This window comes from Sphingomonas segetis, from assembly GCF_009720245.1.
GTDB lineage: Bacteria > Pseudomonadota > Alphaproteobacteria > Sphingomonadales > Sphingomonadaceae > Sphingomicrobium > Sphingomicrobium segetis.
Genome location: NZ_WJSQ01000104.1, coordinates 1 through 9,718, shown reverse-complemented (window position 1 = coordinate 9,718; position 9,718 = coordinate 1). Strand labels below are relative to the sequence as shown.

Annotated in this window: 9 protein-coding genes and 1 pseudogene; 5 read left to right on the top strand and 5 right to left on the bottom strand. The window is 66.1% G+C overall.

The window, feature by feature from the left end; all coding sequences use genetic code 11:
* The 5 genes from GH737_RS10340 to GH737_RS10320 all read left to right on the top strand — a co-directional run.
* Positions 1 to 641, top strand: a 641-nt coding sequence (locus tag GH737_RS10340; protein ID WP_230558759.1) for a methyl-accepting chemotaxis protein, incomplete at its 5' end; no start/stop codon positions are given.
* Between the two features lie 107 nt (positions 642 to 748).
* Positions 749 to 1,453, top strand: a complete 705-nt coding sequence (locus GH737_RS10335; protein ID WP_155264745.1) for an SDR family NAD(P)-dependent oxidoreductase — start codon at positions 749 to 751, stop codon at positions 1,451 to 1,453.
* On the top strand, positions 1,443 to 2,369 hold the full coding sequence (bla, locus tag GH737_RS10330; RefSeq protein ID WP_155264744.1) for a subclass B3 metallo-beta-lactamase: 927 nt from the start codon (positions 1,443 to 1,445) through the stop codon (positions 2,367 to 2,369). The genes GH737_RS10335 and bla overlap by 11 nt, the downstream gene beginning before the upstream one ends.
* Positions 2,366 to 3,262: a 50S ribosomal protein L11 methyltransferase gene (locus GH737_RS10325; RefSeq protein ID WP_155264743.1), complete on the top strand. Its 897-nt coding sequence runs from the start codon at positions 2,366 to 2,368 to the stop codon at positions 3,260 to 3,262. Before bla ends, GH737_RS10325 begins: the two co-directional genes overlap by 4 nt.
* A 186-nt stretch (positions 3,263 to 3,448) precedes the next feature.
* Positions 3,449 to 5,113, top strand: coding sequence for a S10 family peptidase (locus tag GH737_RS10320; protein WP_155264742.1), 1,665 nt, complete (start codon positions 3,449 to 3,451; stop codon positions 5,111 to 5,113).
* 299 nt (positions 5,114 to 5,412) lie between these two features.
* Here GH737_RS10320 and GH737_RS10315 read toward each other — a convergent pair whose 3' ends face one another.
* The 5 genes and pseudogenes from GH737_RS10315 to GH737_RS10295 form a co-directional block, all read right to left on the bottom strand.
* A complete protein-coding gene (locus GH737_RS10315) occupies positions 5,413 to 5,679 on the bottom strand; it encodes a hypothetical protein (protein ID WP_155264741.1) in 267 nt (88 codons plus the stop codon).
* A 141-nt stretch (positions 5,680 to 5,820) separates the two neighbouring features.
* Positions 5,821 to 7,881 (bottom strand): NAD-dependent DNA ligase LigA, encoded by a 2,061-nt coding sequence (gene ligA, locus GH737_RS10310; RefSeq protein ID WP_230558760.1) that lies wholly within the window; start codon positions 7,879 to 7,881, stop codon positions 5,821 to 5,823.
* 34 nt (positions 7,882 to 7,915) lie between these two features.
* A complete protein-coding gene (locus GH737_RS15815; protein ID WP_155264739.1) occupies positions 7,916 to 8,629 on the bottom strand; it encodes a dienelactone hydrolase family protein in 714 nt (237 codons plus the stop codon).
* On the bottom strand, positions 8,626 to 9,084 hold the full coding sequence (locus GH737_RS10300; RefSeq protein ID WP_230558758.1) for a DUF1697 domain-containing protein: 459 nt from the start codon (positions 9,082 to 9,084) through the stop codon (positions 8,626 to 8,628). The genes GH737_RS15815 and GH737_RS10300 overlap by 4 nt, the downstream gene beginning before the upstream one ends.
* Positions 9,085 to 9,140: 56 nt before the next feature.
* Positions 9,141 to 9,718, bottom strand: a pseudogene (locus GH737_RS10295) (DNA repair protein RecN); the annotation flags it as partial.

The following is a 9,718-nucleotide window of genomic DNA, read 5'->3' as shown; positions in this document are numbered from 1 at the left end:
CCGCCGGGCTGATCCGCGCGATCGAGGATGCGCGCGCCGAGGTCGAAGTCGCCGCGGGGGTCGCGACCCGCGCCGGCGACCAGGCGAGCCAGGCGGTGAAGGTCAGCCAGGCGCTGTCGGCCCATGTCGAAGCCATCGAATCGATCCTGAGCCTGATCCGCGACATCGCGGGCCAGACCAATCTGCTCGCGCTCAACGCCACCATCGAGGCGGCGCGCGCGGGCGATGCCGGCCGCGGCTTCGCGGTCGTCGCGCAGGAGGTGAAGAGCCTTGCCTCGCAAACCGCGCGTGCGACCGACGACATCACCGCCAAGATCACGGCGATCCAGCAGGCGACCCGCCAGACGGTCGAGGCCAACGGCTCGATCGAGGACACGGTCGAGGAAGTGCAAAGCTCGGCCGACCGCATCCGCGAGGCGATGGAACTTCAGGCGCAGACGGTGACGATGATCACCGCCGCGGTCGACGAGACCGCGCTCGCCGCCGACTCGATGAGCTCGACCATCGCCGCGATCCGCGCCGACACCGAAAATGTGGCGAAGGACATCGACCAGGTCGAGCAGGGCTTCGGCCGCTTCTCGGAGCAGATCGCCGGCTTCAGGACGACCGCCAAGGAGTTCGTGAACGGCATGGCGGCCTGAACGCCACTTTTCGTCATTCCGCGGAAGCGGGAACCTACTTTTCTTTCGCTGGGCCCCGCTTCCGCGGGGATGACGACTTCGGGGCGCTGGTTTAGTGCCTCTTGCCCATGAACATTCTCATCACTGGCGCCAGCCGCGGCATTGGCGCGGCGGCTTATGCATTGCTCCGGAAACACGGCCACGACGTCGTCGGTCACTGCACCAAAGGCAGCGACACCTTGATCGCGGGCGACCTCACCGATCCGGCGGCACCGCGCGACATCTGGGACACGGCGCTCGACGAGCTCGGCGGCGAGATCCATGTGCTGGTCAACAATGCCGGCATTTACGAAGGCGTGCCCGACAACGTGACCGACGATGAGTGGCACGCGGCGTGGCAGCGGACTTTGACCATCAACCTCCAGGCCGCGGCCGACCTTTCGCGCCTGGCGGTCTCGCATTTCCTCGACCGCGGGGGCGGCGGCCGTATCGTCAACATCGCCAGCCGCGCCGCCTTCCGCGGCGACTCGCCCCAGCACTGGCATTATGCCGCGTCCAAGGCGGCGCTGGTCGGCATGACCAGGACCATTGCCCGCGGCTATGCCGGCGACGGCATCCTGTGCTTCGCCGTCGCGCCGGGCTTCACCGTGTCGGAAATGACCGCGGAATATCTCCAGGGCCGCGGCGGCGCGCAGATCGTCGCGGACATCCCGCTCGGCCGGGTCGCGAGCACCGACGAAGTTGCCGAGGTGATCCGCTGGCTCGCTGCTGACGCGCCGGAATCGGCGACCGGTAGCGTGATCGACGTCAACGGCGCCAGCTATGTTCGCTAGCCTGGCCTTCGCGGCGGCCGCGGCCGCGCAGGTCCTCCCGGTCGTCATTCCGCTCGGCAAGCCGAAGCAGGTCGAAAGGCCCGTCGCGCCGATCCAGACTTACGGCCCGCTCTTCGCGCTCAAGTGCAAGGACTGGGACGATTACGACAAGCCGGCGCCTCCGGTCCGCATCCACGGCAATACCTATCTGGTCGGCACTTGCGGGATCTCCTCGATCCTGATCGTTGGCAGCGACGGCGACATCCTGATCGATTCGGGCACTGAGGCGGGCGCGGAGCTGGTCGCGGCCAACATCCGCAAGCTCGGCCTGAAGCCGACCGACGTACGTATCCTGCTCCACAGCCACGAGCATTTCGACCATGTCGGCGGCATGGCGCGCATGAAGCAGCTCACGGGCGCGCAGCTGTTCGCGTCGGGCAATGCCGCGGAAGTGTTCAAGACCGGCAAGCCCGGCCCCGGTGACCCGCAGGCGGCCACCCTGCGCGGCTTTCCGCCTGCACGGGTCGACCGGATCGTCCGCGACGGCGAGGAAGTACGGCTCGGCAACCTCATGGCGAGGGCCTATGAGACCAGGGGCCACACCCACGGCGCGCTCACCTGGCAATGGATCAGCTGCGATGGCGGGCAGTGCTGGACGATCGTTTATGCCGACAGCCTGACGCCGGTCAGCAGCCCCGGCTATCGCTTCACCGATCATCCCGGCGCGCTCGAGGCCTTCCGCGCGAGCATTGCCAGAGTCGCCGCGCTCGATTGCGACATCCTGCTGACTCCGCACCCGTCCGCGAGCCACATGATCCAGCGCCTCGCCAAGGGCAAGCCGCTGCTCGATACCAATGGCTGCCGCGACTATGCGGCGCAGTTGACCAAGCAGCTCGACGAGCGGCTGGCGAAGGAAAGGGCGGGGAAGGGAGATTGAGTTTCCGCGTGACCATTCCCTGCACCCGTGCGCAGGGGGAGGCGATCGCGGAGGTCGACCCGTGCCCCGCTTCCACCAATCCGCCGGTGCTGGTCGCGGACGAGCCGGATGCAGGACGACCCGACGACTGGCTGATCCACGCCTATTTCGAGCATGCGCCGACCGAAGAGGAGCTTGCGGCCGTCCGCCGGCTTGGCTCGGGCGAGCCGCGCGTCGAGGAGCTTGGCGAGACCGATTGGGTGACGATGAGCCAGTCCGGCCTCCAGCCGATCCGCGCGGGCCGCTTCTATGTACACACGCCAACGAACGCGGGGGTTGTCCCCTTGGGGATTGTCGCCTTCGAAGTAGACGCGAGCCTCGCCTTCGGCACTGGCCAGCACGCGACCACCAGCGGCTGCCTCGAAGCGCTCGATCGGCTCGAACGCGAGGGCGAGCACTTTTTCAACATTGCCGATATCGGCACTGGAACCGGGCTGCTCGCCTTCGCCGCGCTAGCGCTGTGGCCAAACGGGAAGTGCATTGCGACCGACATCGACCCGGTCGCGATCGAGGTCGCGCGCGACAATGCCGCGATCAACCGCGTGAGGCTCGGCCACGGCGCGGGCGAGCTGCTGCTCGCCGAGGCGGCGGGCATGGAGTCGCCGCTGCTCGCCGCCCGAGCGCCGTTCGACCTCATCATCGCCAACATCCTGGCCGGCCCGCTCATCGAACTCGCGCCGGATTTTGCCAGCTCGCTTGCGCCCGGCGGCACGGTCGTGCTCGCGGGCCTGCTAGACACCCAGGCCGCCGCTGTCGCGCGCGCCTATGCACAAGAGGGAATGTCCCTTCGAGAGGAACTGTCGCACATCGGCGAGTGGCCAATCCTGGTGCTCACTTCAAAGACTGCTGCTTAGCCGCCCAGGATTCTGGTTCACACGAAGAAATGAAGAAGAAAGGAAGCCGCTGAGAAGAGCAGGCGCGGTCCCTTCGTGCCTTATACCTCCCTTCGTGCCTTCGTGTGAAAATATGCTTTCGGCCTTCGCCGGGATGGCCAGAGGGTTTCGCTTGCGAAGCGAAGTTGCCGCTGCAACAGCGGCGGCATGAAATTCGCGATCATCCTTGCCGCGACCGCGCTGCTCGCGCCCGCACCCGCGCTTTCCGCTCCTGCCACCCACCATCCCAAAGCGCAGGTCAAACACCCGCCGAGGAGCGAGGCTGGGGCCGCGAAGAAGGCCGAAGCCAAGGAGCCGCTCAAGGAATATTTCAAACCGCACGAAACGCACTCGAACGGCACGGTGATCGTCGGCGGCCAGCCGCTCAACTACGACGCCATCGCCGGCACGCTGGTGGTTCATGCCAAGGGCTGGGAGGACACCGACCCGATTGAGGCGGACGCCAAGTCTGAGGACAAGGACAAGGACAAGGACCGCCCCAAGCCCGAAGCCTCGATGTTTTACACCGCTTACTTCAAGCAGGGAGCTCCCGCCGCCGGGCGGCCGATCACCTTCCTGTTCAACGGCGGCCCGGGCTCGTCGAGCATCTGGCTGCACATGGGGGCGTTCGGGCCGGTGCGGGTGCAGACGGTGGACACGAAGCACAATCCGCCCGCGCCTTATTCCACCGTCAACAACGACCAGAGCCTGCTCGACTCGTCCGACCTCGTCTTCATCGACGCGCCGGGCACCGGCTTCAGCCGAATCGCCGGCAAGGACAAGGAGAAGGCCTTCTACGGCGTCGACCAGGACATCCACGCCTTCACCGATTTCATCACCCAGTTCCTGACCAAATACGGCCGCTGGAACTCGCCCAAATACATATTCGGCGAGAGTTACGGGACGATGCGCGGCGCGGGGCTGTCGCTGGCGCTGCAGAATGCCGACGTGGATTTGAACGGCGTCATCCTGCTGTCGGACATCCTCAACTGGGATTTCATGCCCGACGACCCGCAGCTCAATCCCGGCATCGACATGCCCTATATCGCCGCGCTCCCGACCTATGCCGCGACCGCCTGGTATTTCGACAAGGTGCCGAACAAGCCCGCGGACCTGCGCGCCTTCCTCGGCCAGGTCGAGCAGTTCGCAACGACCGATTACGCGCAGGCGCTGATCAAGGGGAACGAGCTTCCGGACGCGGAGCGGCAGCGGATCGCGCAGCAGCTCGCGGCCTATACCGGGCTGCCTGTATCCTACCTGCTCAAGACCAACCTTCGCATCGAATATGGCGCCTTCCAGAAGGAGCTGTTCGGGCCCGAGGGCCTGACCACCGGCACGCTCGACACGCGCTTTCTCGGCGCGACTCTCGATCCTCTAAGCAAGGTCGCCGAATACGACCCGCAGGGCAGCGCGATCGGCGCGGTTTACGTCGCCGCGTGGCACAAATATGTACGCGATCATCTGCACTACGAACCGGGAATCCAGTTCAAGTCGGGCATCCCGATCTATTCCAAGTGGGACTACAAGCATCAGCCGCCCGGCGCCGCCCGCCCGCTGATCATGCTTCCCAACGTGCTCCCCGACCTCGCCGCGGCGATGAAGCAGAACCCGACCATGAAGGTGATGGTCAACGGCGGCTATTTCGACGTGTCGACACCATATTTCGAAGGGGTGATGGAGCTAAGGCACCTGTCGATCCCGCCGGCGCTGAAGGCGAACATTGAATATCATTATTACCAGTCCGGCCACATGGTTTACGTCCACCCGCCGACGCTGGTCGAGCTGCATGGCGATGTCGCGGATTTCATCCGCCGGACGAGCGGGGTGCGGTAGTATTCCGAGTATCGGCCGGCCGCCTTGGACGCAAACAGGCGTTAGCCTAACTCGTGGCCCTGCCACGAACGGCCCTGAAAAACGCGCCTCCGGCGGCACCGAGAAGAGGAATCACGACAATTAGCGGTATGTCGGTCAGCAGCACTCGGAGACCAATGAAGCCGAAGCTGTAGAGATATAGAGCACCTGAGAAAAGAACGTAGGCGAGAGAACCTGACAGCCAGCCGGCGCTGAACATTGCCTTGTAAGCAACATACCAACTTACAACTATGGCAGCGACAATTGCCATTGAGCAGCCGCTATTCTGCCGAGGCGAAGGGAAGCGTTAGTTGCTCGGCATCTTTCAGTTGCTGGCGCTTCCACCATAGGTAGCCTGCAAAAAGCGCTGCCGTTGACGAGGCAATGTACGGATGTTTGGTTACCAATGCGATCAAAGCCAAGAACACCAAGAAAGCTATGGTCTCCTTAGGACGATGGATCAGACCGTAAACAACCGCGCCGAGCACCAGCACCACGAACGCAATGTAAGCAATTGCGTACACGGCTAAGAACGCGAGTATGATCATGAAAATTCGCATGTGATCTGCCCCCTCGCGAGTGCACGACTCGCTAACCGCCATGCTCAAATCTATCGGTATCGGGGCTCGAGCGAAAGCTGCCCCGTTCTTCGGGGCTGCGACATCAAGCGTAAAGATGACGTCCGACGCCTAAACCTCCGCGACGATCTGCGCCCACTCCGCTTCGTTAATCACTCGCACGCCGAGCTCTTCGGCTTTCTTGAGCTTGGAGCGGGCGCCGGGACCTGCGACGACGAGGTCGGTCTTGGCGCTGACCGAGCCTGCGGAGCGCGCGCCTAGGCGTTCGGCCTGGGCCTTGGCTTCGTCGCGGCTCATCGTCTCGAGGCTGCCGGTGAAGACGATGGTCTTGCCGCTCCACTCGGTCTGCCTGGCGTCGCTGACGAAGGGCTGCGGCGAGACTTCGGAGAGGAGGTCGTCGAGCGCCTCGCGGTTGTGCGGCTCATGGAAGAAATCGTGGACGGCCTCGGCCACGACGGGACCGACGCCCTGGACCGATGACAGCTCCTCCTGTCCGCCCTCGGAGAGTGCCGCGCGGCGCAGCTCCTCGATCGTGCCGAAGCATTTGAGGAGGTCCTTGGCGGTGACGATTCCGACGTGGCGGATGCCTAGACCGAACAGGAAGCGCGGCCCGTCGGGCCGGCGTTTGGCCTCGATCGCGGCGAGGAGGTTGTCGACCGACTTCTCCTTCCAGCCCTCGCGGCCGAGCAGGTCGGCGCGGTGCGCGTGCAGCCGGAAGATGTCGGCGGGGGAGTGGAGCCAGCCCAATTCGATGAACTCGGCGAGGCTCTTCTCGCCCAGGCCCTCGATGTCGAGCGCGCCGCGCGAGACAAAATGGCGCAGCCGCTCGAAGCGTTGCGCCGGGCAGATCAGGCCGCCGGTGCAGCGGACGTCGACTTCGCCTTCCTCGGCGACGGCTTCGCTTCCGCATTCCGGGCAGCGCGTCGGGAATTCGTAAGCCGGGCGCGGCTCGTCCCGCGTCAGATTCTCGACCACCTGCGGGATGACGTCGCCGGCGCGCTGGATTCGGACTCGGTCGCCGATGCGAAGCCCCAGGCGCGCGATCTCGTCGCGGTTGTGGAGGGTGACGTTGGCGACGATCACGCCGCCGACTCCAACGGGCGTGAGGCGGCCGACCGGCGTGAGCTTGCCCGTGCGGCCGACCTGGATGTCGATGGCTTCGAGCGTGGTCTCGGCCTTCTCGGCGGGGAATTTGTGCGCGAGGCCCCACCGCGGCGCGCGCGCGACTTGGCCGAGCCGCTCCTGCCAGTCGAGCCGGTCGACCTTATAGACGACCCCGTCGATATCGAACGGCAGGTCAGCCCGCGCTTTCTCGATCGCCCGATAATGAGCGAGCATTTCCTCGGCGGAGTTGCAGCGCACGAGCAAGTCGGCGACCGGAATCCCGAAGCTCTCGATCCGCTTCATCGCCTCGTATTGCGTGTCGGCGAGCGGTTCGCTGAGCTCGCCCCAGCCGTGCGCGAGAAAGCGCAGCGGGCGGGCGGCGGTGATCGACGGGTCCTTCTGGCGGAGCGAACCTGCCGCGGCATTGCGCGGGTTGGCGAAAATCTTGCCGCCGGCCGCTTCCTGCCGCGCGTTCAGCGCCTCGAAGTCCGCCTTGGACATGTACACCTCGCCGCGGATTTCGATCACCTGCTCCCCGGCGAAGGCCGGGGCCCAGGGCGCTGCATCAGCAGCGCCTGCCGGCGCTCCTGGACCCCGGCCTTCGCCGGGGAGCAGCTCTGGCACATCCCCGATCGTCCGCACGTTCGGCGTCACGTCCTCGCCTACGGCACCGTCGCCCCGCGTCGCTGCAAGCACCAGTTCGCCGCCTTCGTACCGAAGCGAACAGCTCAGCCCGTCGATCTTCGGCTCCGCCGTCATCGCCACGAACGCGTCCGCCGGCAGGGCGAGGAAGCGCTTCACCCGGGCGACGAACTCCTCGACCTCGTCCGCGGAAAACGCGTTCTCGAGGCTGAGCATCGGCCGCGCGTGCGCGACCTTGGCGAGCGCGCTGGTCGGCGGGGCGCCGAGGCGCTTCGAAGGTGAATCCGCGCGGACGAGGTGCGGAAACCGCTCCTCCAGCTCCCGGTTCTCGCGCACCAGCGCGTCATAATCGGCGTCGGAAATCTCCGGCGTGTCGGCGTCGTGGTAGAGCTTGTCGTGCCGCGCGATCTCCCGCGCCAGCCGCATCAGGCGGTTGGCGGCCTCGGCCTGGCTCAGTATCTCAGCCAAACAATTCCTCGAGAAGGTTGATGAAGCTGGTCCACGACCGTTCGGCCGCGAGCGCGTTGTAGGCGACGCCGTCGATTTGCAGCTCGGATGCGTGCGGGTTGGTGAAGCCGTGGCCGACATGGCCGTAGGCGTGAATCTGCCAGTCGCTGCCGGCCTCGGTCAGCTCCTTGCCGAGCGCGACGACCGCCTCGGGCGGAACCATCGGGTCGTCCCAGCCGTGGAAGCACACGACCTTCGCCTTGATCTTCTGAAGCGGAAGGCGAGGCGGATCGAACAGGCCGTGGAAGGCGACCGCCGCGGCAATATCGGCCCCGCTTCGCGCAAGATCGAGCGCGCACTGGCCGCCGAAGCAATAGCCGGCGACGACGATCTGCCCGCTGCTCACCTCATCGAGCCCGCGCGCGATCTGCAGCACGTGCTCGAGCCGGCGGCGCAAAGCCGCGCGGTCGTCCCGCAGCCGCTTCATCTCGCCAAACATCGTCTCGCGCGGCGCGCCGCGGAACTCGCTGCCGAACAGGTCCGCGACCAGCGCGTTGTAGCCGAGCTCGACCAGTTGCCGTCCGAAGCCGATCTCGAGCTCGGCCACCCCCATCACGGTCGGGATCAGGATCACCGTCGGCCGCGGCTCGGCATCGCGACGGCCGACGAACACGCTTTCGAGCTGATCGCCCTCGAACTGGTGGCGGATGGAGCGTTCCTTGCTCATGACATCTCCCTTGCAAGCGCGGCCAGCTTCGCGACCGTGTTCATGTTGCGCGCAGTCCCCGCCTCGGCCGGGGGAATGCGCAGGCGCGATTTGCCGATACCCCTTTCGCCGTACGCGACAAAGACCTCGCGCGGCCCGGGCGCAACCCGCTCGTCGTCGGCGCGGTTGCGGACGGTTTGAAGCAGATCCGCGGGCGGCTCGTTGACGAAGAAAACCTGGACACGATTTGCTGGCGTATCGGCGAAGGGGTTCGCCTCGACGACGGCTTGCATCTCTTCGGCAGTGCGGAGCATCACGGTGACACCCTTGTTCATATGCTTGTGAAGCGCCGTCTCGAGTAGTTGGCGCAGCATCGCCTCGCGCTTGTTGCTCCGAAAAAGGAGATTGCCGCTCGCGACATAGGTACGTGCCGACTCAAGGCCGAGCCGATCGGCGATGGCCTTGAGGTCCGCCATCCTGAGCGTGCTCTTGCCCACCAGATTCACGCCGCGAAGCAGCGCGACGTACGCAGTCATGCGGCGTCGAGGAGGCGGGAGGCCTGGGCCCGGGCCTCCTCGGTGATCGATGCGCCGGACAGCATCCGCGCGATTTCCTCGCGCCGCTCCTCGGCGGAAAGCTTGCGCACCGTGGTTCGGGTGCCTTGGGCGCCGTGGCTCTTCTCGATCCGGTAATGGTGCGAGGCGCGGGCGGCGACCTGCGGCGAATGGGTCACGACCAGCACCTGCGATTGTTGCGCAAGCCGCGCCAGCCGCTCGCCGATGGCACTGGCGACGGCACCGCCGACGCCGCGGTCGACCTCGTCGAAGATCATTGTCGCCGCGCTGCCGGCCTCGGCGAGCGCGACCTTGAGCGCAAGGATGAAGCGCGACAGCTCGCCGCCCGAGGCGATTCGGGTCAGCGCGCCGAACGGAGCGCCGGGGTTGGTCGAAACTTCGAACTCGACCCGGTCGGTGCCCGACGGTCCGGGCTCCGCAGCCGCAATGGCGGTACGGAAGCGCGCGGCGTCGAGCCTGAGCGGCGCAAGCTCGCCGGCGACTGCTGTATCGAGCCGTGCCGCGGCATCGTGGCGCGCTTGGCTCAGGCGCGCCG

What these genes read in the sequence shown, in the direction of transcription:
- GH737_RS10335 (WP_155264745.1), top strand. Translation starts at nt 749, where the DNA reads ATGAACATTCTCATCACTGGCGCCAGCCGCGGCATTGGCGCGGCGGCT.
- bla (WP_155264744.1), top strand. Translation starts at nt 1,443, where the DNA reads ATGTTCGCTAGCCTGGCCTTCGCGGCGGCCGCGGCCGCGCAGGTCCTC.
- GH737_RS10320 (WP_155264742.1), top strand. Translation starts at nt 3,449, where the DNA reads ATGAAATTCGCGATCATCCTTGCCGCGACCGCGCTGCTCGCGCCCGCA.
- GH737_RS10315 (WP_155264741.1), bottom strand. Translation starts at nt 5,679, where the DNA reads ATGATCATACTCGCGTTCTTAGCCGTGTACGCAATTGCTTACATTGCG.
- ligA (WP_230558760.1), bottom strand. Translation starts at nt 7,881, where the DNA reads ATGCGGCTGGCGCGGGAGATCGCGCGGCACGACAAGCTCTACCACGAC.
- GH737_RS15815 (WP_155264739.1), bottom strand. Translation starts at nt 8,629, where the DNA reads ATGAGCAAGGAACGCTCCATCCGCCACCAGTTCGAGGGCGATCAGCTC.
- GH737_RS10300 (WP_230558758.1), bottom strand. Translation starts at nt 9,084, where the DNA reads ATGGCGGACCTCAAGGCCATCGCCGATCGGCTCGGCCTTGAGTCGGCA.